This is a genomic window from Isoptericola sp. GX10416, from assembly GCF_056590155.1.
Genome location: NZ_JBWPVO010000010.1, coordinates 63,497 through 87,899 on the forward strand (window position 1 = coordinate 63,497; position 24,403 = coordinate 87,899).

General features: G+C 73.1%; 27 protein-coding genes and 1 pseudogene. 15 read left to right on the forward strand and 13 right to left on the reverse strand.

What is annotated here, in order from left to right; all coding sequences use genetic code 11:
• Positions 1-14: 14 nt before the first annotated feature.
• Entirely contained in the window at positions 15-1,274 is a 1,260-nt protein-coding gene (locus tag ACWAT2_RS14360; protein ID WP_480048979.1) for an alpha/beta hydrolase, read from the forward strand.
• A gap of 37 nt (positions 1,275-1,311) precedes the next feature.
• Here ACWAT2_RS14360 and ACWAT2_RS14365 read toward each other — a convergent pair whose 3' ends face one another.
• Positions 1,312-1,851 carry a GNAT family N-acetyltransferase gene (locus tag ACWAT2_RS14365; protein WP_480048980.1) on the reverse strand — a complete coding sequence of 180 codons (540 nt, stop codon included), beginning with the start codon at positions 1,849-1,851 and terminating at the stop codon, positions 1,312-1,314.
• Between the two features lie 37 nt (positions 1,852-1,888).
• On the opposite strand from ACWAT2_RS14365, the gene ACWAT2_RS14370 reads away from it, so the two are divergent.
• A complete protein-coding gene (locus ACWAT2_RS14370; protein WP_480048981.1) occupies positions 1,889-2,749 on the forward strand; it encodes a TrmH family RNA methyltransferase in 861 nt (286 codons plus the stop codon).
• Here ACWAT2_RS14370 and ACWAT2_RS14375 read toward each other — a convergent pair.
• Complete coding sequence (locus tag ACWAT2_RS14375) at positions 2,733-2,969, reverse strand: hypothetical protein (protein ID WP_480048982.1); 237 nt, start codon at positions 2,967-2,969, stop codon at positions 2,733-2,735. The genes ACWAT2_RS14370 and ACWAT2_RS14375 overlap by 17 nt on opposite strands.
• A pseudogene (locus ACWAT2_RS14380) lies at positions 2,966-3,616 on the reverse strand (DsbA family oxidoreductase); the annotation flags it as partial. The gene ACWAT2_RS14375 and the pseudogene ACWAT2_RS14380, both read right to left, overlap by 4 nt.
• Before the next feature lie 110 nt (positions 3,617-3,726).
• Here ACWAT2_RS14380 and ACWAT2_RS14385 point away from each other — a divergent pair.
• Positions 3,727-4,680, forward strand: a complete 954-nt coding sequence (locus tag ACWAT2_RS14385) for a siderophore-interacting protein (RefSeq protein WP_480048983.1) — start codon at positions 3,727-3,729, stop codon at positions 4,678-4,680.
• Here the strand turns inward: ACWAT2_RS14385 and ACWAT2_RS14390 are convergent, their stop codons facing one another.
• Together ACWAT2_RS14390 and ACWAT2_RS14395 are read right to left on the reverse strand one after the other, a co-directional pair.
• Complete coding sequence (locus ACWAT2_RS14390) at positions 4,681-5,262, reverse strand: YbaK/EbsC family protein (protein WP_480048984.1); 582 nt, start codon at positions 5,260-5,262, stop codon at positions 4,681-4,683.
• Positions 5,259-5,789: a YbhB/YbcL family Raf kinase inhibitor-like protein gene (locus tag ACWAT2_RS14395; RefSeq protein ID WP_480048985.1), complete on the reverse strand. Its 531-nt coding sequence runs from the start codon at positions 5,787-5,789 to the stop codon at positions 5,259-5,261. Before ACWAT2_RS14395 ends, ACWAT2_RS14390 begins: the two co-directional genes overlap by 4 nt.
• Positions 5,790-5,987: 198 nt before the next feature.
• On the opposite strand from ACWAT2_RS14395, the gene ACWAT2_RS14400 reads away from it, so the two are divergent.
• From ACWAT2_RS14400 to ACWAT2_RS14440, 9 genes are all read left to right on the forward strand, one after another.
• Positions 5,988-6,728, forward strand: a complete 741-nt coding sequence (locus ACWAT2_RS14400) for an SDR family oxidoreductase (RefSeq protein WP_480048986.1) — start codon at positions 5,988-5,990, stop codon at positions 6,726-6,728.
• A gap of 11 nt (positions 6,729-6,739) precedes the next feature.
• Positions 6,740-7,324: a TetR/AcrR family transcriptional regulator gene (locus ACWAT2_RS14405; protein WP_480048987.1), complete on the forward strand. Its 585-nt coding sequence runs from the start codon at positions 6,740-6,742 to the stop codon at positions 7,322-7,324.
• Positions 7,321-8,310 (forward strand): NADPH:quinone oxidoreductase family protein, encoded by a 990-nt coding sequence (locus ACWAT2_RS14410; protein ID WP_480048988.1) that lies wholly within the window; start codon positions 7,321-7,323, stop codon positions 8,308-8,310. Before ACWAT2_RS14405 ends, ACWAT2_RS14410 begins: the two co-directional genes overlap by 4 nt.
• Entirely contained in the window at positions 8,307-9,065 is a 759-nt protein-coding gene (locus tag ACWAT2_RS14415) for an SDR family oxidoreductase (RefSeq protein WP_480048989.1), read from the forward strand. The genes ACWAT2_RS14410 and ACWAT2_RS14415 overlap by 4 nt, the downstream gene beginning before the upstream one ends.
• Positions 9,066-9,174: 109 nt before the next feature.
• Positions 9,175-9,924, forward strand: coding sequence for an ABC transporter ATP-binding protein (locus ACWAT2_RS14420; RefSeq protein ID WP_480048990.1), 750 nt, complete (start codon positions 9,175-9,177; stop codon positions 9,922-9,924).
• Positions 9,921-10,670, forward strand: a complete 750-nt coding sequence (locus ACWAT2_RS14425) for an ABC transporter ATP-binding protein (protein WP_480048991.1) — start codon at positions 9,921-9,923, stop codon at positions 10,668-10,670. The genes ACWAT2_RS14420 and ACWAT2_RS14425 overlap by 4 nt, the downstream gene beginning before the upstream one ends.
• Positions 10,670-11,548: a branched-chain amino acid ABC transporter permease gene (locus ACWAT2_RS14430; protein WP_480048992.1), complete on the forward strand. Its 879-nt coding sequence runs from the start codon at positions 10,670-10,672 to the stop codon at positions 11,546-11,548. Before ACWAT2_RS14425 ends, ACWAT2_RS14430 begins: the two co-directional genes overlap by 1 nt.
• Positions 11,545-12,612, forward strand: a complete 1,068-nt coding sequence (locus tag ACWAT2_RS14435) for a branched-chain amino acid ABC transporter permease (protein ID WP_480048993.1) — start codon at positions 11,545-11,547, stop codon at positions 12,610-12,612. The genes ACWAT2_RS14430 and ACWAT2_RS14435 overlap by 4 nt, the downstream gene beginning before the upstream one ends.
• A 5-nt stretch (positions 12,613-12,617) precedes the next feature.
• Entirely contained in the window at positions 12,618-13,895 is a 1,278-nt protein-coding gene (locus ACWAT2_RS14440) for an ABC transporter substrate-binding protein (RefSeq protein WP_480048994.1), read from the forward strand.
• Positions 13,896-14,082: 187 nt separating this feature from the next.
• Here ACWAT2_RS14440 and ACWAT2_RS14445 read toward each other — a convergent pair whose 3' ends face one another.
• From ACWAT2_RS14445 to ACWAT2_RS14455, 3 genes are all read right to left on the reverse strand, one after another.
• Entirely contained in the window at positions 14,083-14,577 is a 495-nt protein-coding gene (locus ACWAT2_RS14445) for an N-acetyltransferase family protein (RefSeq protein ID WP_480048995.1), read from the reverse strand.
• 136 nt (positions 14,578-14,713) lie between these two features.
• Positions 14,714-15,916, reverse strand: coding sequence for an acyl-CoA dehydrogenase family protein (locus tag ACWAT2_RS14450; RefSeq protein WP_480048996.1), 1,203 nt, complete (start codon positions 15,914-15,916; stop codon positions 14,714-14,716).
• Position 15,917: 1 nt separating this feature from the next.
• Positions 15,918-16,979: a phosphotransferase family protein gene (locus ACWAT2_RS14455; RefSeq protein ID WP_480048997.1), complete on the reverse strand. Its 1,062-nt coding sequence runs from the start codon at positions 16,977-16,979 to the stop codon at positions 15,918-15,920.
• 121 nt (positions 16,980-17,100) lie between these two features.
• Between ACWAT2_RS14455 and ACWAT2_RS14460 the strand changes: the two genes are divergently transcribed.
• On the forward strand, positions 17,101-18,087 hold the full coding sequence (locus ACWAT2_RS14460; protein WP_480048998.1) for a squalene cyclase: 987 nt from the start codon (positions 17,101-17,103) through the stop codon (positions 18,085-18,087).
• A gap of 9 nt (positions 18,088-18,096) precedes the next feature.
• On the opposite strand, the gene ACWAT2_RS14465 is transcribed toward ACWAT2_RS14460, so the two are convergent.
• Together ACWAT2_RS14465 and ACWAT2_RS14470 are read right to left on the reverse strand one after the other, a co-directional pair.
• Positions 18,097-18,513: an acyl-CoA thioesterase gene (locus ACWAT2_RS14465; RefSeq protein ID WP_480048999.1), complete on the reverse strand. Its 417-nt coding sequence runs from the start codon at positions 18,511-18,513 to the stop codon at positions 18,097-18,099.
• 46 nt (positions 18,514-18,559) lie between these two features.
• Positions 18,560-19,222, reverse strand: a complete 663-nt coding sequence (locus tag ACWAT2_RS14470; protein WP_480049000.1) for a QsdR family transcriptional regulator — start codon at positions 19,220-19,222, stop codon at positions 18,560-18,562.
• 94 nt (positions 19,223-19,316) lie between these two features.
• On the opposite strand from ACWAT2_RS14470, the gene ACWAT2_RS14475 reads away from it, so the two are divergent.
• A complete protein-coding gene (locus ACWAT2_RS14475) occupies positions 19,317-20,531 on the forward strand; it encodes an acyl-CoA dehydrogenase family protein (protein ID WP_480049001.1) in 1,215 nt (404 codons plus the stop codon).
• 15 nt (positions 20,532-20,546) lie between these two features.
• Entirely contained in the window at positions 20,547-21,770 is a 1,224-nt protein-coding gene (locus ACWAT2_RS14480) for an acetyl-CoA C-acetyltransferase (protein ID WP_480049002.1), read from the forward strand.
• A gap of 160 nt (positions 21,771-21,930) precedes the next feature.
• Here the strand turns inward: ACWAT2_RS14480 and ACWAT2_RS14485 are convergent, their stop codons facing one another.
• The 3 genes from ACWAT2_RS14485 to ACWAT2_RS14495 are packed head-to-tail and all read right to left on the reverse strand — an operon-like array spanning position 21,931 to position 24,289.
• Complete coding sequence (locus ACWAT2_RS14485; RefSeq protein WP_480049003.1) at positions 21,931-22,407, reverse strand: MaoC family dehydratase; 477 nt, start codon at positions 22,405-22,407, stop codon at positions 21,931-21,933.
• Positions 22,404-23,165: a 3-oxoacyl-ACP reductase FabG gene (gene fabG, locus ACWAT2_RS14490; RefSeq protein ID WP_480049004.1), complete on the reverse strand. Its 762-nt coding sequence runs from the start codon at positions 23,163-23,165 to the stop codon at positions 22,404-22,406. Before fabG ends, ACWAT2_RS14485 begins: the two co-directional genes overlap by 4 nt.
• Positions 23,162-24,289, reverse strand: a complete 1,128-nt coding sequence (locus ACWAT2_RS14495; RefSeq protein WP_480049005.1) for a zinc-binding dehydrogenase — start codon at positions 24,287-24,289, stop codon at positions 23,162-23,164. The genes fabG and ACWAT2_RS14495 overlap by 4 nt, the downstream gene beginning before the upstream one ends.
• Between the last annotated feature and the right edge of the window lie 114 nt (positions 24,290-24,403).

The following is a 24,403-nucleotide window of genomic DNA, read 5'->3' on the forward strand; positions in this document are numbered from 1 at the left end:
GCCACAGTGTCCCGGTGAGCGCGCACCCTCCCCAGCAGGCGGCGGCCCCTGTCGACCCGTCGCCGCAGGCCGAGCAGACCGGTCCGACGGACCGTGGCAGGCGGCGCAGCGTTCTCGTGGGGATCCTCGTGGTCCCGGCCGCGGTGCTGCTGGTCGTCGCCGCGGGGATGGTGCTGCCCGGCCTGCCCGGCCTCGGTCACGTCGGGGCGTACGTCTCGGCCTGGGCGGTCTGGCTGGTCGTGGCCGGGCTCCTGGTGGCGGTCGCCGGGCTCGTCGCGCTCCTGCGCCGCGGCACGGTGACGCGGGTGCTCGTCGTCGGGGCGGGCGTCGCCGTCGTCGCGATCTCCTTCACGGTGCTCACCCAACAGCTGCGCGTCGCCCAGGAGCACGAGGTCGGGGTGCGGATCGCCGACCTCTTCCGGATCGGCGGCGGCGACGTCGCCCCGGACGTCGAGGACACGTACGGCGACGACGGTGCCGATCCGCAGGGCGTGTCGATCTGGCTGCCCGACGGCGCCGCCGACGACGGCGGGACGTCTCAGGAAGGTGTACCCGTCGTCGTGCTCGTGCACGGCGGTGGTTGGGTCGGCGGGGAGCGGGACCAGCCGACGACGGCGTCGCACGCCGCCTGGTTCGCATCCCAGGGGTTCCTGGCGGTGAGCGTCGACTACCCGCTGTCGACCGGGACGGACCACGCCTGGGACTCCGTCGAGCCGCAGGTGGCGTGCGCCCTGGCGTGGACGGGCGCGAACGCCGCCGAGCACGGTGGCGATCCGAGCAGCATCTACCTCGTGGGCGACTCCGCGGGCGGCAACATCGCGCTCGACGTCGCCTACCGGACGGCGTCCGGCACCCTGGAGTCCGGGTGCGGCGGTGAGGTGCCGCCGGTGGCCGCGGTCAGCACCCTCTACCCGGTGGCGAACCCGATCGACTTCCACGACAACCCCGACCTCGTGCTCGGCGACCGGTCCCGCTCCATGATCGAGCGGTACACGGGCGGCACCCCGGACGAGGTCCCGGACCACTACTCGGCGGTGTGGCCCGCCGAGCACGTCAGCGCCGCGTCACCGCCCACCCTCATGGTGCTCGGCAGCGCCGACCACATGGTCCCCACCACGGGGGCCGAGGACCTCGTCGACGTGCTGCGCGCGAACGACGTGGACCACGACCTGGTCGTGATCCCGTTCGGCGAGCACGTCTTCGACGCCGCGCCCGGGGGCGTGGGGACGCAGGTGTGGCGCGAGATGACGTTGCGGCTCTTCTCCGCGCGGTGACGCAGTGTCCTGGCCGGACCTGGCCGGACCTGCTCGGTCAGGGCAGGACGAGCAGCCGGGCGGGCGGGGCGTCGGCGTGCTGCCAGTCGAACCTCGCCTCGCCGACCACCTGCCATCCCTTGTGCAGGTAGACGGCGTGCGCGACGCCGTCGTGCCGGTCGACGTCGAGCACGGGCGTGAGGCCCTGGGAGCGCAGGTGCGCCACGGCCGTGTCGAGCAGGAGCCCGCCGACCCCGAGCCCCTGGGCATCGGGTGAGACGAAGAGCACCGAGAGACAGCCGAGCGCCTCGACGGGTCGGCCGGCGCCGGCCGACCAGATCGCCCCGTGGGCGTCGTCGGCGACCGTCGTGACGCTCACGTGCCCGACAGCGCGTCCGTCCAGCTCAGCCACCCACGCCCGCTCCTCGGCGTCGCGGACGATGAACTCCGTCGCCGGGAACGGCAGCGGCCACCGGTGCGGGTAGCCGGAACCGGGCTGCTGGGCCGCGAGGGCGTCGGCGAGCGCGTCGAGGTCGGCCGCGACACGAGGACGGACGATGACGGCAGACCGGGGGGCCCGGGCGGCCGGACGAGACATGGGCCGATCGTTCCACAGCGGCTGAGAGAATCCTCGGGTGAACCACCCGAGCCTCGTCCGTGTCACGGACATCGCCGACCCGCGCCTGCGCGACTACACCGACCTCACGGACATGAAGCTCCGCAGCGTGCGCGAGCCCGCCGAGGGTCTGTTCATGGCGGAGTCGTCGAACGTGATCCGCCGGGCGCTCGCCGCCGGGCAGCGGCCCCGGTCGTTCCTCATGGCGGACCGCTGGCTGGAGTCGATGGGCGACGTGCTGGCCGCGCACCCGGACGTGCCCGTGTTCGTCGGGGACGAGGCCGTGCTCAGCACGCTCACCGGGTTCCATCTGCACCGGGGCGCGCTGGCCGCGATGCACCGCCCGGTCCCGGCCGACGTCCGCGACCTGCTGGCGGGAGCGCGGGACGGCGCCGGTGCGCGCCGTGTCGCCGTGCTGGAGGACCTCGTCGACCACACGAACATCGGGGCGGTCTTCCGCTCGGCGGCGGCGCTCGGCGTCGACGCCGTCCTCGTCACCCCGCGCTGTGCGGACCCGCTCTACCGGCGCTCGGTGCGGGTCTCCATGGGCACCGTGTTCCAGGTGCCGTGGACCCGGATCGACGACTGGCCGCGCGCCGCGGAACCGACCGGGCGCACCGGCGGCACCGACCTGCTGCGCGAGCTGGGGTTCACGGTCGCGGCCCTCGCGCTGAGCGACGACGCCGTGAGCCTCGACGAGCTCGCCGTCGACCCGCCGGAGCGGCTCGCCCTCGTGCTCGGCACCGAGGGTGAAGGGCTGCGGCCGCGTACCGTGGCGGCGTCCGACGTCGTGGTGAAGATCCCGATGGCGGGCGACGTCGACTCGCTCAACGTGGCCGCGGCGTCGGCCGTCGCCTTCTGGGCTACCCGGACGGCGTGACGCCAGCGCCGGTTCGGTACTCCGCCACCGAGTCGGCACGATCTTCTGCCGATCCGGTGGCGGAGTGCCGAAGCGGTCGAGGCGACGGGGCCGGGGCGGCGGGCAGGGCGCACGCGTCGCCCTCGCACAGCGCGGCGGCGTCGCCGACCATCGTGAACGGTGACGGCACCGGGGTGTCGCCGGGCGGATCCGCCGGGTAGCCGTCGGGCGTGGCGCTCACGCGGCGTCCTCCGCACCGGCCGCCTGGGCGAGCGCCTGGGCGAAGACCTCCGGCGGCTGGGCACCGGAGACGGCGAGCCGGGAGTCGAGCACGAAGAACGGCACGCCGCGGATCCCGTACGCCGCCGCCTGCGCCACGTCCTGGGCGACGTCGTCGGCGTACGCGCCGGAGTCGAGGGCCTCGCGGACGGTGTCGGCGTCGAGGCCGACCTCCACGGCCAGCTCGACCAGCTCGTCGGTGCGCCCGACGTGCCGACCGTCCTCGAAGTAGGCGGCCATCAGCCTCTCCTTCATCTCGCCCTGCTTGCCGTGCGCCTTGGCCAGGTGCAGCAGCCGGTGGGCGGCGAGCGTGTTGGCCGGGTGGAGGGCGTCGTAGTCGAAGCTGAGACCGACCTGCTTCGCGAGGCCCGCCGTGCGCTCTTCCATCGCGCGAGCGTCCTCGACGCCGACGCCCATCTTGGCGGCCAGCATCTCGGCGTGGCTGCCGCTCACGTCGTCGGGCATGTCGGGGGAGAGCTGGAACGAGCGGTACGTGACCTCGACGTCGACGTCGCTCGCGGCGACGGCCGACTCGAAGTTGCGCTTGCCGACGTAGCAGAACGGGCAGGCGATGTCGGACCAGATGTCGACGTGGACGGTAGTCATGCACGTCCCAACCCGCGGCCGGACGAGGGTGTTCCGGTACGGCCGCCAGCCGGGCTGTGAGGCGGGTCACCATGCTTGCGGAGCACCCGGCGGGCAAGGTTAGGCTGGCCTCCATGACGGTGACCGCTGCCCCGACGACGACGCCCTTTCGCATGTTCGACGTGGAGGTCCGCCGTGTGGTGCGACTGTGCCCGTCGTTCGTGCGGGTGACGTTCCGCGGCGACGACCTGGACCAGTTCGCGGACAACGGCCGCGACCAGCGGATCAAGTTCCTGCTCCCGGCGCCCTGCGGCGGCTGGGAGTACCTGGACCGCCAGAACCCGGACTGGTACACCTCGTGGCGCGAGCTGCCCGAGGAGCGCCGCAACCCGCTGCGCACCTACACCGTGCGAGCCGTGCGCCAGAACCTGCGCGAGGTCGACGTCGACATCGTGCTGCACGGCGACACCGGCCCGGCGTCCCGGTGGGCGAACGGCGCCAAGCCTGGCACCCCGCTCGTGATTCTCGGCCCCAACGCGGCGCACGAGGGTCCGCACCGCGGGCTGGAGTTTGCGCCGCCGGCGACCAGCCATGCACTGCTGCTGGCCGGTGACGAGACCGCCGTCCCGGCGATCGCGTCCATCTGCGAGACCCTGCCCGCCGACGCCGTCGGCGAGGTGTTCCTCGAGGTCCCGCACAGCGAGGACCGTTGGACGCTCGTCGCGCCCGCTGGGGTGCGCATCACCTGGCTGGCCCGCGAGGGCCGCACGCACGGCGACCTCCTGGTCCCCGCCGTCCAGGAGGCCGCCGACCGCATGCTCGCGCTGGGCGTGCGCGCCTCGGTCGACGAGGCGCCGCAGACGCAGCCCGAGCTGGCCGAGATCGACATCGAGACCGAGACGCTCTGGGAGGTCCCGGTCGACGCCGACGGGCGGCCGCTCGCCCAGGACGCCGTCCTGTACGCGTGGCTCGCCGGCGAGGCGGGCGTGATCAAGACGCTGCGCCGTCACCTGGTCACGACCCGCGGCGTCGACCGCAAGGCCGTGGCCTTCATGGGCTACTGGCGTCAGGGACGCTCCGAGAACTGATCAGCCCCGGTCGATCCCGAGGCCGTCGACCACCTCGACGCCGGGCATCGCGCACAGCAGCGGCCCCGGCATGAGCAGCTTGGACCGCCGCAGGCCGGAGCCCATGAGCGCGAGGCTCCCGGGCGCGGCGAACCGCGCGTCGACGAGCACGCGCCAGTCGGCGGGCAGGCCCACCGGTGTGATGCCGCCGTACTCCATCGCGGACCCCGCGGTGGCGCGTTCCGCGGGCAGGAACGACGCCTTGCGGGCGTCGAGCAGGCGACGCACCCGGGAGTTGACGTCCGCGAACGTGGTGGCCGCGACGACGCAGGCCGCGATCCGCTCGACGTCGCCGCGGCGTCCGGCCACCAGCACGCAGTTCGCCGACGCCTCGGGCGCCAGCCCGTGGACCTCGTTGAGCGTCGCGGTGTCGGCGTGATCCGGGTCGATCTCGGTCACCGCGACCTGCGTCGCGGCCCGCTCGTCGATGCCGACCCACGCCGTCAGGGCCTTCGCGACAGGGTCCGCGAGCAGGTCGGGGCGCCCGAGCGCCGGTTCCCACAGCAGGTCGCCGAGGATGGGCAGCACGGGGGAGTCGGTCACCGTCGGTACGTCCCGGTGAGCGTGGCGCGCGCCAGGGTGTGGAAGTAGACGTTGAACGCGGCGTGCACGTTCGTGTTGTCCGTCGTCAGGTCCAGGGACTCGACGTCGAGGGCGTGCACGGCGAACACGTAGCGGTGGGCGTGGTCCCCGGGCGGCGGGCCCGCGCCCTCGAAGCCGACCTGGCCGCCGTCGGACGTGAGCTGGAAGGCGCCGCCCGGGAGTCCCGAGGCGTCGGCGGCACCGGCGCCGCGCGGCAGGGAGTGGACGGAGGCCGGCAGGTCGAGCAGGTGCCAGTGCCAGTACCCCGACGGCGTGGGCGCGTCCGGGTCGAAGCAACTCACGACGAACGACTTCGTCTCCTCGGGGTACCCGGACCAGTCCAGGGCGGGTGAGGCGTTGCCGCCGTCGATCGCGTGCACGGCGTCCATCGGTTCGCCGGGAGAGATGTCGGGGCTCTTCAACGTGAACGTCGCGGGAACCGGGAGCAGCGAGTAGGGGTCCGGGGGCAGCGGTCGGGTGAAGTCCATGTCCTCACTGTGGCGTGGACGGCCTCGGCGGGCAACGGCGACCATCGGCGAGTCCCCGGCGCCGGCGGGTCGGGTGAGACGGTGTCCCCCCGGATCCTGCGGCATCGCGGGCAGAGGCGGTGCTAGGGTCGGAACGACAAACCGACCATCCGGTACGCCGACGACGGCAAGGCCGGCACGACGACGTGCGGGGGACAGGTGCACAGGTTCGACGACAGGGTCGCGGTGATCACCGGTGGCAGCCGGGGCATCGGGCTCGCGATCGCCCACCGGATCGTGGCCGAGGGTGGCCGCGTGGTCGTCACCGGCCGCAAGACGGACGCGCTCGACGAGGCGGTGGCCGCGCTCGGCCACGACCGGGCCCTCGGCGTGGCCGGTCGCGCCGACGACGCCGACCACCGCGAGGCGGTGCTCGCCACCGCGACCGAACGGTTCGGTCGGATCGACCACCTGGTCAACAACGCGGGCATCAACCCGGCCTGGGGTCCGGCCCTGGAGGTCGAGCCGTCCGTGGTCCGCAAGATCATCGACGTCAACGTCGTCGCGGCGCTGGAGTGGACGCGCGACGCCGTCGCCGCCGGTCTGGGGTCCTCCGTGGTGAACATCGCCTCGATCGCCGGGACCACCGCCAGCCCGAACATCGCCTTCTACGGCGTCTCCAAGGCCGCGCTCATCAACCTCACCGTGCAGCTCGCCCACGAGCTCGCGCCGCGCCTGCGGGTCAACGCCGTCGCGCCCGCCGTCGTCAAGACGCGTTTCGCCGAGGCCCTCTACTCCGCCGACGAGGAGGCCGCCGCGGCGGCCTACCCCCTGCGACGGCTCGGCGAGGTCGCCGACGTCGCCGGGCCGGTCGCCTTCCTGCTGTCCGACGACGCGGCCTGGGTCACCGGCCAGACACTCCGCATCGACGGTGGCGCGTCGATCGCGGCGGCGGGGTGAAGGATGGTGCCATGAAGACCACCAACGTCGCCGACGCCGTGCTGAAAGCAGCCCTGGACCTGTTCGCCACCCAGGGCTACGCCACCACGAGCGTCCAGCAGATCGTCGAGGCCGCCGGCGTCACCAAGGGCGCCATGTACCACTACTTCCAGTCGAAGGACGACCTGCTCTTCGCGATCTACGACCGGATCCTGACGCTGCAGAAGCGCCGCCTCGACGAGATCGTCGACGAGGGCGGCGCGGCGATCGACGTGATCCGTGCCGTGTGCGTCGACGTCGTCGAGACGTCGATCGACCTGATGCCCGAGGGCACCGTGTTCTTCCGCAGCATGCACATGCTGACCCCGGACCGGCGTCAGGACGTCACCAGCCGCCGTCGCGAGTACCACGACGAGTTCGCGGCGCTGATCGCCCGTGGCCAGGCCGAGGGCGTCGTCCGCACGGACGTGCCTCGCCCGGTGCTCATCGCCCACTTCTACTCCGACGTGCACTACCTGTCGTACTGGTACTCGCCGTCGGGCCCCGAGACCAAGTCGGAGGTCGCGAACCAGCTCGCCGACCTCTTCCTGAAGAGCATCACCGTGGAGGACGGATGACCAGCACCCTGCGCGCCTGGCGCGTGCACCGCAACGGCGAACCGGTCGAGGTCATGAGCCTCGACGACGTCGAGGTCCCCGCGCCGGGACCGGGCGAGGCCCTGGTCCGCGTGCGTGCCGTTGCCGTCAACTTCCCGGACGTCCTGCTCGCCCGTGGCCAGTACCAGGTGCGCCCCGAGCCCCCGTTCGTGCCCGGCATCGAGCTGTGCGCCGAGGTCGTCGAGGTCGGCGAGGGTGTCGACCGGGTCGCCGTCGGAGACCGGGTCGTCGGGTCGCACATCGGGGTGCTGGCCGAGCAGGTCGTGCTCCCGGCCGCTCTCCTGCACCCGGCGCCCGCGTCGCTCGACGACGTCCAGGCCGCCGCGCTGACCGTCGCCTACCAGACCGCGTGGTTCGGCCTGCACCGCCGGGCCGGGCTCCGAGCCGGCGAGGTGCTGCTCGTGCACGCGGCCGCAGGGGGAGTCGGGACGGCGGCCTGCCAGCTCGGCGCCGCCGCCGGCGCGACGGTGATCGGCGTGGTGGGCAGCGAGGCCAAGGCCGAGGTCGCCCGCGCGGCCGGTGCGGAGCACGTGCTGCTGCGCTCCGACGACGTCGCAGCCCGGGTCAAGGAGATCACCGGCGGTGCGGGCGCGGACGTGGTGTTCGACCCGGTGGGCGGACCGTCGTTCGAGGCGTCGACGAAGTGCATCGCCTTCGAGGGGCGGATCGTCGTCGTCGGCTTCGCCAGCGGCGAGATCCCGCCCGTGCGCGCCAATCACGCGCTCGTCAAGAACTACAGCGTGGTCGGGTTGCACTGGGGGCTGTACGCCCAGCGGGACCCGGCGCTGGTCGACGCCGCGCACGCGGAGCTCGTGCGCCTCGCGGACGCCGGCGTGCTGCGCCCGGTGGTCGCCGACGCCGTCCCGTTCGAGGAGGCACCCCACGCCGTGGCCCTGCTGGCGACCGGGTCCACGACGGGCCGGCTCGTCGTGCGGGTCGCCTCGTGAGCGCGACGACGCTGGCCGCAGCCTTCGACCTCACCGACCGGGTCGCCGTCGTGACCGGTGGGGCCCGCGGCATCGGTGCGGCCTACGTGCGTGCCCTGCACGACGCCGGAGCACGCGTGGTGGTGGCCGACCTCCTCGAGGTCGAGGGCGCCGCCCTCGCCGCCGAGCTGGGGGAGCGGGTCCGCTTCGACCGGCTCGACGTCACCGACGAGCAGACCTGGGACGCCGTCGTGGCGGGCACGGTGGACGCCTGGGGCGGCCTCGACGTGCTGGTCAACAACGCGGGGATCGCCAACGCCGGCCCGATCGAGCACTACCCCCGGGCCAAGTGGGACGCCGTCATCGCGGTGAACCTCACGGGGGTCTACCTCGGCTGCCGGGCGGTCGCGTCGACCATGCGGGAGCGCGGGCGGGGTTCGATCGTCAACATCTCCTCGGTGGAGGGGATGCGCGGCAGCACCCACCTGCACGGTTACGTCGCCTCCAAGTTCGGGGTCCGCGGGCTGACGAAGTCGCTGGCCGTCGAGCTCGGGCAGTACGGAGTCCGCGTGAACTCGGTGCACCCCGGCTGGATCGCCACCGACATGACCGCGAAGATCGATCCGTCCGGGCTGCCGATCCCGCTGCGTCGCGGCGGGCTGCCGGGCGACCTGACGGGCACCGTGGTCTATCTGGCCAGCGACGCCTCCGCCTACGTCACGGGCGCCGAGCTCGTGGTCGACGGCGGCATGATCAACGGCGTCGGGCACCTCTGAGCGCTGGTCGCTCCCTTGTTCGTCACAACCGTGCAACATCTCTGAATATGACATACCAACTAGTCGGTTTACCGGCTAGGATGTGACCATCCGACACGAAGAGGTGCCGATGTCCAGCACAGTCCCGCGGCTCGAGGTCGACGGGCTCACCGTCAGGTTCGGTGGGCTCACCGCCCTCGACGACGTCAGCTTCACCGTCGGCGACGGCCAGACCGTCGCCCTCATCGGCCCCAACGGGGCCGGCAAGACGACGGTGTTCAACGCCGTCTGCTCCCTGGTCCGACCCTCCGCCGGAAGGGTGCTCCTGGCGGGCCGACCGGCGCCCGCCTCACCGACCGGGCTCGTCGCCGCCGGGGTGTCCCGCACCCTGCAGGGGCTCGGGCTCTTCGACGCGATGACCGTCGTCGAGAACGTCCTGGTGCCGCTCACCGGGCGTCGCGGCAGCATCGACGCCCACCTCGCCACCGCGACGGCGACCCTGGAACGGCTCGACCTGACACGGCACGCCCGCACCCCCGTCTCCGCGCTGCCCTACCCGGAGCGCAAGCGGGTAGCGCTCGCCCGCGCTCTGGTCACCTCGCCGCGCCTGCTGCTGCTCGACGAGCCCGCCGGAGGACTGGGCGCCGACGACATCGGCGAGCTCTCGCTCGTGGTGCGCGAGCTCGCCGACGAGGGCTGCTCCGTGCTCCTGGTCGAGCACCACGTCGACTTCGTCATGGGGCTCGCCGACCAGGTGGTCGTGCTCGACTTCGGCAAGCGCGTCGCCTGCGGCACGCCCGACGAGGTGCGCGCCGACCCCGCGGTCGAGGCGGCCTACCTCGGGCTGGAGGCCGCGGCCGTGGCGGGAGGGACGGCATGAGCACCCGGACCGACGCCGTCACCGCCACCCGGACCATGCTCGCCGTCGACGGTCTCACCGTCGGCTACGCCGGTGCCCCTGTCCTGGACTCGCTCACCCTGGAGATCGCACCGGGCGCCGTCGTCGCCCTGCTGGGCGCCAACGGCGCGGGCAAGACCACCCTGCTGCGCGCCGTCTCCGGGCTCGTCGCCCCCCGCTCAGGGCGGATCCTGCTCGACGGCGAGGACGTCGGCGCCCTGAAGGTCGAGGACCGTGCCCGGCGCGGTCTCGCCCAGGTGCCCGAAGGACGCAGCGTCGTCGCGGAGCTCACCGTCGAAGAGAACCTGCACCTCGGGGCGCTCTGGAAGGTGCGCGGACGGCGGGCACGACGCGCCGCCGTCGACGGACTCTACGAGCAGTTCGAGCCGCTCGCCCGCCGGCGCAAGGCGCTGGGCCACCAGCTCTCCGGAGGCGAGCGCCAGATGCTCGCCCTGGCCCGCGCGCTCGTCGCCCAGCCGCGCGTCCTCCTGCTGGACGAACCCTCCCTCGGTCTCGCCCCGCGCGTCGTCGCCCAGCTCATGACCACCCTGCGCGACACCGCGCGGCGGACCGGGCTCACCGTGCTGCTCGCCGAGCAGAACGTCACCAGCGCCCTGTCCATCGCCGACCGCGGCATCGTCCTGGGTCTGGGGGAGATCGTCGCCGACGCACCCGCCGCCGACATCGCCGCCGACCCTGCCCTCCGGCACGCCTACCTGGGGTTCTGATGGATCGCCTCGTCTTCCTGCTCGCCACCGGCACTGCCCGTGGCCTCGTCATCGCGCTCTTCGCGCTCTCGCTCGTCATCATCTGGCGGGCCGCGCGCATCGTGAACTTCGCCCAGGCGGCCATGGCGGTCGTCGCCGTGTACGTCGCCTTCGCCGTCACCGGCCTGACCGGGTCGTTCTGGCTCGGGCTCGTCGTCGCGGTCGTCACCGGAGCCCTCGTCGGGTTCGCCGTCGAACGCTGGCTCATCCGGCTCGTGCCCGCGACGACGCCGCTGCCCGGCATGATCGTCGCGATCGGTCTGGTCATGGTGCTCCAGTCCGCGATCGGCATCGCGTTCGGGCCGCAGCACCGGCCGCTGCCGGCCCTGCTGTCGCAGCAGCCGTTCGTGGTCGCCGGAGTGCCCGTGCTCTCGCCCTACGACCTGTTCGTCCTGGTGGTCGCGCTCGGGGTCGTCGTCGGGCTCGCGGTGCTCTTCAACGGCACCACCCTCGGGCTGCAGATGCGGGCCTCGGCGATGGCTCCGGAGGTCTCCCGGCTGCTCGGGGTCCGGGTGCCGCGCATGGTGACGGCCGGCTGGATGTTGTCGGCCGGGGTCGCGGCGCTCGCAGTCATGCTCCTCGTGCCGACCGAGCTCGGCCTGAACGCCCACAGCGGCGACGTCCTGTTCGTCCACGCGTTCACCGTGGCTGTCCTGGGCGGGCTCGACTCGCCGGCCGGCGCCCTCGTCGGCGGCCTCGTGGTCGGCGTCCTCATCAGTCTCGTCACCGGGTTCCTGGGAGCGGGTCTCGCCCCGATCGCGGTGCTCGCCCTGCTCACCGTCGTGCTGCTGGTACGGCCCGGCGGGATCTTCGCGGTCAAGGAGGCCCGGACAGCATGACCACCGACAAGCGACGTGTCCGCGCGATCCTGCTGCGCGCCCTCGTGTTCACCGTCCTGGCCGTGGGCGCGACGTTCCTGCTCGACGACTACCGCAACTACCAGCTCGCGGTGATCGCCGCGACGTTCTGCGCGACGGCGGGGCTCACCCTGCTCGTCGGTCTCACCGGCCAGCTCTCGCTCGGGCACGCAGTGCTCATGGCGGCCGGCGGTTACGGGTACGCGCTCACGGCGACGCCAGCGGCCGACGCCGGACTGGCCGGGCCCGGACGCTTCGCGCTCGGCATCGCCGGCGCTCTCGTGCTGGCGGGCGCCGTCGGCGTCCTGCTCGGGCTGGCGGGCTCCCGGTTGAAGGGCCCGTACCTCGCGGGACTCACCCTCGCGCTGGTGATCGCCCTGCCCGCGATCACCAGCGAGGTGTCCGCCCTCGGCGGCGGCCAGGGGATCGGCGTCCCGTTCGAGGGCGTGCCCGACGCGCTGCGCGGCGTCGTCGGCGTCGAGCAGTGGCACGCCTGGATCGCCGTGGTGGTCGCCGCGGTCGCCGTCACACCGCTCGCGATCATGCGATCCGGCCGGTCCGGGACCCGGATGCGCGCCGTGCACGGCGACGAGACCGCCGCGCGGCTCGCCGGCGTCTCCCCGGCGCGCGTCAAGACGGTCGCGTTCGTCGCCGGAGCCCTGGCCGCCGGGCTGGGCGGTGCGGTGATGGCCGTCGTCACGCAGAACGTCAGTCATGGCGCCTACGACCTCGCCTTCTCGCTGCTGCTGCTCGTCGCCGTCGTCGTGGGCGGCCTCGGCAGCATCGGCGGCGCCGCCGTCGGTGCGGTGCTCGTGGTCCTGCTGCCCTGGCTCATCGACCTGCTGGTCGCCGACGTCGGGCTGCCCTCCGACCTCGAGCAGCGCCTCGCCGGCAACCTCGCCGTCCTCGTCTTCGGTGTGCTGCTCGTCGCGGTCACCGTCGTGTGGCCAGGAGGGCTGTCCCACGCCCTCGGTGGTCGCGTCAGCTCCCTCACCCATCGGCTCCGGCCGACCCGGCAAGTCTCGCAATCGCTCACAGAGAGGTGACCTCCATGCGGACCATCACCACCCGGCGCGCCCGAGCGCGCGCCACCATCGCCGCGCTCGGCGCCGCGACGCTCACCCTGACCCTCGTCGCCTGCGGCGGCGCCGACGAGGCCGTTCCCGGCGTCACCGCCGAGAGCATCACCATCGGCACCCACCAGCCGCTCACCGGCCCCGCCGCCGCGGGGTACTCGTCGATCTCCGCCGCCACCACGGCGTACTTCGACTACGTCAACGCGAACGGCGGTGTCCACGGTCGCCAGATCGAGTACCTGGTCAAGGACGACGGCTACAACCCGGCCAACACCCAGACCGTGGTGCGCGAGCTCGTCCAGCAGGACGACGTGTTCGCGATCGTCAACGGGCTCGGGACGCCCACGCACTCCTCCGTGCTGGACTTCCTCAACCAGAACGAGGTGCCGGACCTGTTCGTCTCGTCGGGGTCGACCGCGTGGAACAACCCCGAGGAGTACCCGTACACCTTCGGCTACAACGCGGACTACCACGTCGAGGGTTCGGCGCTCGGGCAGTACGCCGCCGACGAGCACGCCGGGGAGAAGGTCTGCGTCCTCGGTCAGAACGACGACTACGGCGAGACCTTCCTCGAGGGCGCCAGGATCGCCCTCGGCGAGGACGGCGTCGTCGCCGCCGAGACCTACGAGACCTCCAACCAGGACGTCACCGCACAGATCGGTGCGCTCCAGGGCGCCGGGTGCGAGGTCGTCATGCTCGCCACGGTCAACGGCTTCACCGCGCTGGCGGTCGGCACCGCCGCGGAGATGGGCTTCATGCCCACCTGGATGGCGGCGTCCGCGGGCGGCGACTATCCGACGCTCGTCGGTTTCCTCGGCGAGGACCTGGCGCCCCAGCTCCTCCAGGGCTTCGTGTCCGTCAACTACCTGCCGTTCAACCCGGACAGCGACTGGGTGGAGCTCTTCACCACCATCAACGAGGAGCACAACGGCGGCGCACCGTTCGACGGCAACACCGTCTTCGGCATGAGCGTCGGCTACACGTTCGTGGAGGCGCTGACCAAGGCCGGCGAGGACCCGACCCGCGAGTCCCTCGTCGAGGCGCTCGAGTCCGGTGACGTGGTCGGCAACGGTCTGGCCCCGCTCGGTTACTCGGCCGACAACCACGCCGGCTTCACGACGGCGGGGATCACCACGGTCGACGGTGGCGTCCAGGACTTCGTCGGCACCACCTACGTGCTCGACGGCGACACCGTGGCCCCGGCCGAGCCGGCCCCGCCGGCGGTAGAGGGCGAGGGCATCCCCGCCGAGTGACCCGTGGCCGGACGGGCGATCCTCGTCCGGCCACGATCCTGACGGGACCCGGCGCGCCCCCACGCGCCGGGTCCCGTCGTCGTGCGTCCCGTGAGGTAGAGATTCCGTCCCGCGAGGCTGTGCGCGGGGTAGAGCGGTGGGCCGGCGAGATGGTGCCGCAGGCCCGCGAGGTAGAGCGGGCACGGTGTCAGCGGACCTGCCGGACCGAGACGATGCCGTGGCCCGCGTCGACGTGGCGCGCCCCGTCGGGCAGGAACCCGTTGCGCTCGTAGAAGCGCCGGGCCCGCGGGTTGTCCTCGGCGACCCAGAGCTGGGCGGGCGCACCGGGTTCGACGACGGCGTCGAGCAGGGCCTGGCCGGCGCCGGAACCGTGGTGGGACGCCAGGACGTAGAGCGACATCAGCTCGGCGTCGCGGACCGGCGGGTGGTCGCCGATCTGCCGGCCGGAACCGCCGATCGCGAGCCCGACGACGTCCCCGTCGACGTCCGCGACGCAGACCGAGGCTCCGCCGTCGAGCCGGGACTGCCAGATCGACGTGCGTCGTTCGAGCGTGTCGGTCGTCCAGTGGTCGGCCGGGAGCAGGTGGGAGTACGTCTCGACCCAGGAGGTGTGATGGACGAACGCGCAGGCGGTGGCGTCGTCGGGCGTGGCAGGGCGGATCAGCACGGGCGAACGAACCATGGCGACATTCTTCACCCGCCAGCATCGCGAGGTCGTACTGCAGGTCGCCGGGTCGTACCGCGCGGGTACGACCCGACGACCTGCAGTACGACCTCGCGATGCTGGGTTGGCGGACGGTGGGGACAGTGGGGGTGGGTCAGCGGCGCAGCTGGGCGCGCCCGAGGGACGCGAGGTGCACCTCGTCAGGCCCGTCGGCGATGCGCAGGGAGCGGATGCCGGCGAACATCTCCGCCAGCGGCTGGTCACCGGAGACGCCGGCGGCGCCGAAGAGCTGGATGACCCGGTCGAGGATGCGCTGCACGGCGCGCGGCACCGCGATCTTGATCGACTGGATCTCGGTCATGGCCGCCCGGTTGCCGACGGTGTCCATGAGCCACGCGGTCTTGAGCACGAGCAGCCGCAGCGCCTCGATCTCGACGCGGGCCTCGGCGACCCACTCGCGCACGACGCCCTGCTGGGCGAGCGGCACCCCGAACGTGGACCGGTCGTGCGCGCGCTCGACGGCGAGCGCCAGCGCCCGCTCGGCGGTGCCGAGGGCGCGCATGCAGTGGTGGATGCGGCCCGGCCCGAGCCGCGCCTGGGCCATGGCGAAACCGCCGCCCTCGGTGCCGAGCAGGTTGGACGCCGGCACGCGGGCGTCGTCGAACACGATCTCGGCGTGGCCGCCGTGGTCGCGGTCGTCGTAGCCGAACACGGTCAGGGGGCGTACCACGCGGACGCCGGGGGTGTCGCGGGGGACCAGGATCATCGACTGCTGGTGGTGCCGGTCGGCGTCCGGGTCGGTCTTGCCCATGACGATCAGCAGCTGGCAGTCGGGGTTCATGGCCCCGGTGGACCACCACTTGCGCCCGGTGACGACGTACTCGTCGCCGTCGCGGCGGATGCGGGTACCGATCTGGGAAGCGTCGGACGACGCGACGTCGGGCTCGGTCATGGAGAACGCGGAGCGGATGCGGGCGTCGAGCAGGGGTTCGAGCCAGCGTTCCTGCTGCTCGGGGGTGCCGAACTCCGCGAGGAGCTCCATGTTGCCGGTGTCGGGTGCGGCGCAGTTCATCGCCACGGGGGCCAGGCGGACGCTCCAGCCCGTCGCCTCGGCGAGCGGCGCGTACTGGAGGTTGGTGAGCCCGGCCCCGCGCTCGGACGGCAGGAAGAGGTTCCACAGCCCTTCGGCGCGGGCCTTGGCCCGCAGCTCGTCGACGACGGGACGGAAGCGCCAGTCGTCGGGCGCGGCGGCGAGCTGGTCGTCGAGCACCGGCTCGGCGGGCAGGACGTGGTCGTGCACGAAGGCACGGACCTGCTCGGTGAGCTCGGCGGTGCGGGCGTCGGGGGCGAAGTCCATGTCAGGCGCTCCTGGGTCGGGCGGCCGCACGGGCGAGCCCGTCGGTCGCAAGGGGGGCGACGAGGTCGCCGATGGCGTCGAACCCGTCGCCGACGGTCTCGCCGGCGCGGTAGCGGAAGTGGATCCCCTCGAGGATCACGGCGAGCTTGTAGGCGGCGAAGGCGCGGTACCACCACAGGTCGGGGACGCTGGTGCCCGACCGGGCGGCGTAGGTGTCGACGATCTCGTCGAACGTGGGGTACCCGGCGTCGGGCACGACGGCGCTCACGACGGTGTCGCTGGGCGTGAGGCTGCGGATGTCCCAGTAGAGGCCGAGGAGCCCGAGGTCGACGAGCGGGTCCCCGAGGGTGGCCATCTCCCAGTCGAGGACGGCGGCCACGGTGGGACGGTCGGGCGTCCCGGCGACCAGGGCGTTGTCGAGGCGGTAGTCGCCGTGGACGATGCCGGTGCGGGCGGTCGTCGGCATGCTCGCGCCGAGACGGTCCTGGAGCTCGTCGACCTCGGGCAGGTCGCGGGACCGGGAAGCGTCGTACTGGCGCCGCCAGGTGGCGAGCTGGCGCCCGAGGTATCCGGCCGGGCGCCCGAAGTCGGCGAGGCCGACGTCGTCCGGCGAGACGGCGTGCAGGTCGGCGAGCGTGGTGGCCAGGGTGGTGCCGAGGCGGTGCAGCCCGGCCGCGGTGTAGGCGGCGTTCTGCTCGGGGCGGGAGAGCACCGTGCCGGTGACGCGTTCCATGACGAAGAACGTGGTCCCGGTGACCTCGCGGGTGTCGGCGTCGTCCACGACGTCGACGACGGCGGGGACGGGGACGGCGCTGGCGCTGAGCGCAGAGATGACGCGGTGCTCGCGGTGCATGTCGTGCGCGCTGGTCAGGACGTGGCCCAGCGGCGGGCGCCGGAGCACGAGCGGCCGGCGTGCGCCGTCCACGCGGTAGGTGAGGTTGCTGCGGCCTCCGGCGATCACCTGGGCGGTGAGCGGTGTCGCAGCGTCGGGTGCGAGGTGGGGGTGCTCGCGGGCCAGCCAGCGGGTCAGGCCGGCGCAGTCCAGGCCGGGCACGTCGGTCATCGGCGACCTCACCTTTCTCGTCGGAGCCGGCGTCGGTGCCGGTCGTCCCCACAGCATACCGCGCGGTCGGTATGTGATCGACCGATGCAACAGACACACCGCGTCAGCACCCTTCCCTACGATGTCGGTTGTGACGGACCTCACTGGCTGGCTGCTCGGTACTGATCCCGCGCTGCGCTGGCAGGTCGAGCGCGACCTGCTCGGCCTCGACGGCTCGGCGTGGCGAACGACCCGCGCCCGCGTCGCCACCGAGGGGTTCGGGGCGAGGCTGCTCGCCCACCAGGACGACGACGGTCGGTGGGCCCGCGGCGCGTTCTTCCCGGGGGGCCCTGCGTACTTCGACGTGCAGGGCGAGGGCGACCCGCCCCAGCCCTGGACGGCGACCACCTGGTCGCTCACCTCGTTGCGCCAGTGGGGCCTGGACGCCGCGGTGCTGCAGGCGCGCGACACGCCCGCGCTGCTGGCGCGGCACTGCCGCTGGGAGTACGACGACCTGCCCTACTGGGGTGGCGAGGTCGACTGCTGCATCAACGCCATGACACTGGCCAACGGCGCGTGGCTCGGCGTCGACGTCGCCGAGATCCTCGACCGCCTGACGGGTCCGTCGGGTGGGCACATGGCCGACGGGGGGTGGAACTGCTGGTGGGAGGACGGGGCGCGCGTCTCGTCGTTCTGGTCCACGCTCAGCGTGCTGATCGGGCTGCTGGAGTACGAACAGCTCGTCGGCGGCGGCGGCCGGGCGCGCGAGGCGCGCCGCGCCGGCCAGGAGTACCTGCTGGACCGGCGCCTGATGTATCGGCGCTCCACCGGCGAGCTTGTCGGCGACTGGGTGCGCCGGCTCGAGTACCCGTTCCGGGCCGACTACAGCCTGCTGCGCGCCGGCGACTACTTCCGGCGCGCCGCGCGGTACGACGGCGTCGCCCCGGACGAGCGGCTGGCCGACGCCGTCGCGGCGGTCCGGGCGGCGCGCCGCGACGACGGCACGTGGGCGACGTCGCACCGGCACGCCGGTGACGTGTGGTTCGAGGTCGACGGCGGCGTGGGGGAGCCGTCGCCCTGGCTCACGCTGGCCGGGACCTTGCTGCTGCGCTGGTGGGACGCGGCCTGACGTCCGACGTCAGGCGATCGGCGCCCCGAGCTGCTCGGTGACGGCGGCACGGATCGTGGCGGGGACGGGGACAGGCCGCTGCGTGGTCGCGTCGACGAAGACGTGCGTGAACCGGCCCTCGGCCACGGGCTCGTCGGAGCCGGCACGCACGATCGGCAGGTCCCAGGTGATGCTCGTCGTGCCCAGGCGGGCGACGCCCACGAGGACCTCGAGGTCGTCCGCGGGATAGGCCACCGGCGCACGGAACTCGCACGACGACGCGACGCAGTAGCCGCGGACGTCGCCGGCGGGGTCCAGCCCGGCCTCGCGGATCATCCAGGTGTTCACCGCGGTGTCCATCGCCTGGTAGTAGACGGTGTTGTTGACGTGGCCGTACTGGTCGTTGTCGTTCCAGCGCAGGGCGAAGGCGTGGCGGACGCGGGGCATCGGGTTCCTCTCGGGCGGTGGCGGGCGCGGCTCGCGGTGTGTGGGCTCAGGCGCGCAGCAGGTGGCGGAAGGCGGAGCGGGCGGCGTCGGGGCTCGGCGCCTCCCCGGCGATGAGGTCGGCGTAGGTGAAGGACTCCGAGACCCGGACCAGCAGGTAGGCCAGGGCGTGCGGCTCGATGGCGCCGTCGAACGGGGCGCTGCCCAGACGGGTGCGCACCAGGTGCTCCACCGTCGCGACGTAGCGGTGCTGGATGGGGCTCGCCGTCGTCGTCAGCAGGCGCAGGGCGCGGGCGGGCTCCCGGGCCAGGAACTCGCGGAAGTAGTCGGCCTCGATGAGGTCGGTGGCAAAGTGGGTGAGCAGCTCGGCGAGGTAGGCCGCCGGGGCGACCGGTGCACCGTCGTCGTCCCGCGAGTGCCCGGCGTCGGCGGCGCGCTCCGCCTGCACGAGCGTGGGGACGGCGAGGGACCAGAGGACCTCCGCGAGGAGAGCGTCGCGGTTGCCGACCCAGCGGAACACCGAGGTGCGGTCCACGCCGAGGTCCGTCGCGAGGCCGCCCATGTCGATGCGACCACCTGAGACGAAGGTCTCACGTGCGCGCTCGAAGGCGCGCAACGCGTCGGGGTGGTTGCCGGGGGCCAGGCGTGCGGAGAGCCTGGTGGGTGCAGCCCTCAGGCCGACGTCGGCGATCTCGCTGGTCGCGGTGATCATGGCGGCAGCCTAGCCCGGATCGCGTCGAGGGGTGCAACATCTCCAAAGATGATGCAAGACTGGCGACGAAGGATCGACGACGATCGGAGACGACATGACCATCACCGCGCCGGCGGGCTCGCCCGCCACGCAACGCCTGGAGCGGCTCGACGCCGACTTCTACGGCTTCCAGGACCTGCTGACGCCCGTGGAGCAGGACGCCGTGGCGCAGGTCCGCGCGTTCATGGAGCGCGAGGTGCGCCCCATCGCGGACGACTACTGGGAGCGGGCCGACTGCCCCGTGCACCTGTTCAAGCCGTTCGCCCAGCTCGGCAGCGTCGGCGCCGCCTGGGACGAGACCAGGAAGTTCGAGAACTCGGCAGTCTTCCGCGGCTGGGTCGGCATGGAGCTCGCCCGTGTCGACTCCTCGTTCTGCACGTTCATCGGGGTCTCCAGCGGCCTTGCCATGAGCTCCATCGGCCTCGGCGGTTCGCCCGAGCAGCGCGCGCAGTGGCTGCCCGACATGGCCGGCGGCGACCTCATCGGCGCATTCGGGCTCACCGAGCCGCTGTCCGGGTCCGACACCGCCCGCGGGCTGCGCACCACCGCCACCCGGCACGGCGACACCTGGGTGCTGAACGGCGCCAAGCGCTGGATCGGCAACGCCACGTTCGCGGACGTCGTCGTCATCTGGGCCAAGGACACCGCCGACGACCAGGTCAAGGGCTTCATCGTCCGCAAGGGCACGCCCGGGTTCACCGCGACCAAGATCGAGCGCAAGCAGTCGCTGCGCATCGTGCAGAACGCGGACATCACGCTCGACGGCGTCGAGGTCGCCGAGGCGGACCGTCTCCAGGGCATCGACAGCTTCCGTGACCTGGCGAACGTCCTGCGGGTCACGCGGGACGGCGTCTCCTGGCAGTCGCTCGGCACGATGATCGGCGCCTACGAGGCCGCCGTGAAGTACACCAAGGAGCGCGAGCAGTTCGGCAACCCGATCGCGTCCTACCAGCTCGTGCAGGACAAGCTCGCCACCGCCCTGGGCAACATCACCGCCAGCCTCGGCATGTGCGTCCGCGTGGCGCAGATGCAGGACGAGGGCACGCAGCGCGACCAGCACGCCGCGCTGGCCAAGGCGTTCGTCACCACCCGCATGCGCGAGACCGTCGCGCTGTCCCGCGAGGTGTGCGGCGGCAACGGCATCACCCTCGACACCGGGGTCGCGCGGTTCTTCGCCGACGCCGAGGCCGTCTACACCTTCGAGGGCACCCGCGACATGAACCACCTCATCGTCGGCCGTTCCATCACGGGCCACGCGGCCTTCGTCTGAGAAAGGACCCACACCATGACCGAGGCCTACATCGTGGCCATGGCGCGCTCACCGATCGGGCGCGCGTACAAGGGGTCGCTGCGCGAGCTGCGCGCCGACGACCTCGCCGCCCGGATGGTCCGCGCGGCGCTCGACAAGGTGCCCTCGCTCGACCCGGAGCGGATCGACGACCTGATCCTCGGCTGCGGCCTGCCCGGCGGTGAGCAGGGCATGAACATGGGTCGCATCGTGGCGGTCGCCCTGGGCCTGGACTCCGTGCCCGGCACCACGGTGACGCGCTACTGCTCGTCCAGCGTCCAGTCCACGCGCATGGCGTTCCACGCCATCAAGGCCGGCGAGGGTGACGTGTTCGTCTCCGCCGGTGCGGAGTCCGTGAGCCGCATGGTCAAGGGCTCGAGCGACTACATCGAGGGCCAGCAGCTCGAGAACCCACGGTTCGCCGAGGCCGTCGAGCGCACGGCCAAGCGAGGCGTCGGCGGGGCGCCGACCTGGACGGATCCGCGTGCGGACGGGCTCGTGCCCGACCCGTACATCGCCATGGGGCAGACGGCGGAGAACCTGGCGTCGGTCTACGGGATCACGCGCGACGAGCAGGACGCGTTCGCCGCCCGCTCCCAGCAGCGCGCCGTGCAGGCGGTCGCCGACGGCTTCTGGGCCCGGGAGATCACGCCGGTCGTGCTCGACGACGGCACGGTGGTCTCGGCCGACGACGGCCCGCGCGCCGGGACGACGGTGGAGAAGCTCGCCACGCTGGAGCCGGTGTTCCGTCCTGACGGGACCGTCACGGCGGGCAACGCCTGCCCGCTCAACGACGGCGCGGCCGCGCTGGTGATCGTCTCCGACCGCGTCGTCGACGAGCTGGGGCTGGAGCCGGTCGCCCGCATCGTCTCCACCGGGGTCACCGGGCTGTCGCCGGAGATCATGGGTCTCGGCCCGGTCGAGGCCAGTCGGCAGGCGCTCGCGCGCGCCGGCCTGACGATCGACGACATCGACCTCGTGGAGATCAACGAGGCGTTCGCCGCGCAGGTCATCCCCTCGGCCCGGGAGCTCGGGATCGACGAGGACAAGCTCAACGTGCACGGCGGGGCCATCGCCGTCGGGCACCCGTTCGGCATGACCGGCGCCCGCATCACCGCCACGCTGCTCAACGGGCTGGAGGCCACCGGCGGCCGCTACGGGCTGGAGACCATGTGCGTGGGCGGCGGCCAGGGCATGGCGATGGTGCTCGAGCGCGTCTGACGGGGAGGCGGGCCACGCCCGCACGACCCCGCCGAACGACGGCGAGTGGATCGCCTGAGCGATCACCGCGCGCAGATCAGGTCGGCACTCTGGGTTCTGGTCGGCAGTTCAGACTGCCGACCAGAACCCAGAGTGCCGACCTGATGCGGTGCTCGGCGAGCTAGGGGGTGGGGACGTACAGCGCCAGCGTCTGGGCGACGAGCGCCGGCTTCTCGGCGCCCTCCAGCTCGATCGTCACCGTGGAGGCCAGGCGCACGCCCTGACCGGCCGCCTCGGCGCCGGTGATCTCCACGATGGCGCGGACCCGGCCACCGGCGGGCACCGGCGTCAGGAAGCGGACCTTGTCGAGGCCGTAGTTGACGGCCATCGCCGTGCGCCCCACCTCGAGCAGCTCGCCGGTGAGCTTCGGCAGCAGCGATAGGGTGAGGTAGCCGTGCGCGATGGTGCCGCCGAACGGCCCGGCGGCGGCCCGCTCGGCGTCGAGATGGATCCACTGATGGTCCTCGGTGGCGTCGGCGAACGCGGTGATGCGCGGCTGCTCCACGGCGAACCACTCGCCGGTCGCCGTCGAGCCGACGGCGTCGGCCAGCGCGGCGGGGCTCTCGACGACGATCCGTTCGCCCGTCGTCGCGCTCATGCGCGCGGCCCGCCCGCCACGTAGAGCACCTGGCCGCTGGTGAACCCGGCCTCCTCGGAGCAGAAGAACGACGCCGCAGCGGCGATGTCCTCCGGCTGCCCGACGCGCCCGACGGGCACCTCGGAGGCCATGTGCGCCAGGAAGTCCTCCAGCGGCACGCCCACGCGGCGGGCCGTCTCGGCGATCATCTCGGTGGCGATGACCCCCGGCGCGATGGCGTTGGCGGTGACGCCGAACTTGCCGAGCTCGATGGCGAGGGTCTTGGTGAATCCCTGCATCCCGGCCTTGGCGGCGGCGTAGTTGGCCTGGCCGCGGTTGCCGAGCGCGGACGTGCTGGACAGGTTCACCACCCGGCCCCACTTCGCGTCGACCATGGCGCTCTGCACGGCGCGCGTCATGAGGAACGCGCCGCGCAGGTGGACACCGAGCACCGAGTCCCAGTCGTCGGTCGACATCTTGAACAGCAGGTTGTCGCGCAGGATCCCGGCGTTGTTGATCAGGATGGTCGGGGCGCCGAGCTCGGCGGTGACGCGGGTGACGGCGTCGGCGACGGACTGCTCGTCGGCCACGTCCACGCCGACGCCGATCGCGCGGTGCCCGTCGGCGACGAGCTTGGCGGCGGTCTCGGCCGCGACGTCCTCGAGCAGGTCGAGCACGGCGACGGCGTGGCCGTCGGCGGCGAGGCGGGCGGCGACGGCGGCGCCGATGCCGCGAGCGCCGCCGGTGACGATCGCGACGCGGCTGGTGGAGGCTGTCATGCGGGGTTCCTCTCGTCGAAGGTGATGAGCTGGCGCAGCTCCTCGCCGGCGGCGAGGCGGTCCAGCGCGCGGGGCAGGTCGTCGAGCCCGATGCGGGCCGAGACGAGCCGTTCCAGCGGCAGTCGTCCTGCTCGCCAGAGTTCCACGTATCGGGGGATGTCGCGGCCCGGGACGGCGGAGCCGAGGTAGGAGCCGACGACGGTGCGCGCCTCGGCGGTGAGGCTCAGGGGCGCGAGGCTGGCGCGGTCGTCGGGGGAGGGCAGGCCGACGGTGACGGTGGTGCCGCCGGGTGCGGTGAGGGCGTAGGCGGTCTCGAACGCGCGGGCGGACCCGGCGGCCTCGACGACGACGGGGGCGCGCACGCCGTCGTCGAGCGCCTGGGCGGGGGCCAGGGCGCGGACGGCCCCGAGCTCGCGGGCGAGATCGAGCTTGGCCGGGACGGTGTCGACGCCGATCACCTCGTGCCCGAGCGCGTGGGCCACGAGCAGCGCGGCCATGCCGACGCCGCCGAGCCCGACGACGACGACGGTGTCGCCGGGGGCCGGGCGCCCGGCGTTGAGCACCGCTCCGCCGCCGGTGAGCACGGCGCAGCCGAGCAGGGCGGCGACGTCCGCGGGGACGTCGTCGGGCACGGGCACGACGGACGCGGCCGAGACGACGGCGTGGGTGGCGAAGGCGCTGACGCCGAGGTGGTGGTGGACCTCGGCGTGGTCGCGGTGCAGGCGGCGCACGCCGCCGACGAGCGTGCCGGCGGCGTTGGCCGCCGACCCGACGGTGCACGGCAGGCGGCCCTCGGTGGCGCAGGCGTCGCAGACGCCGCAGCGGGGCAGGAAGGTCATGACGACGCGGGCGCCGACGGTGATGCCGGTGTCGGTCGGGATGCCGTCGCCGAGACGTTCGACGATGCCGGCGGCCTCGTGGCCGAGCAGCATGGGCGTGGGGCGCACGCGGTTGCCGTCGACGACGGACAGGTCGGAGTGGCACAGCCCGGCCGCCTCGATGCGGACGGCGAGCTCGCCGTGGCCGGGCGGGTCGAGCTCGAGCGGCCCCACGGTCAGGGGGCGGGACTCGCTCCAGGGTGCGGGTGCGCCGCAGCGCTCCAGGACGGCACCGATGATCTGCACGGTCGTGACCTCCTCGTCGGACGTCCTCCGAGCATACCGACCATGCGGTATGCCGAGAAGCGGGACGGCGTCGCACGTCTGATCAGCGCGGTTGACAGCCGGTGACCGCGGGCG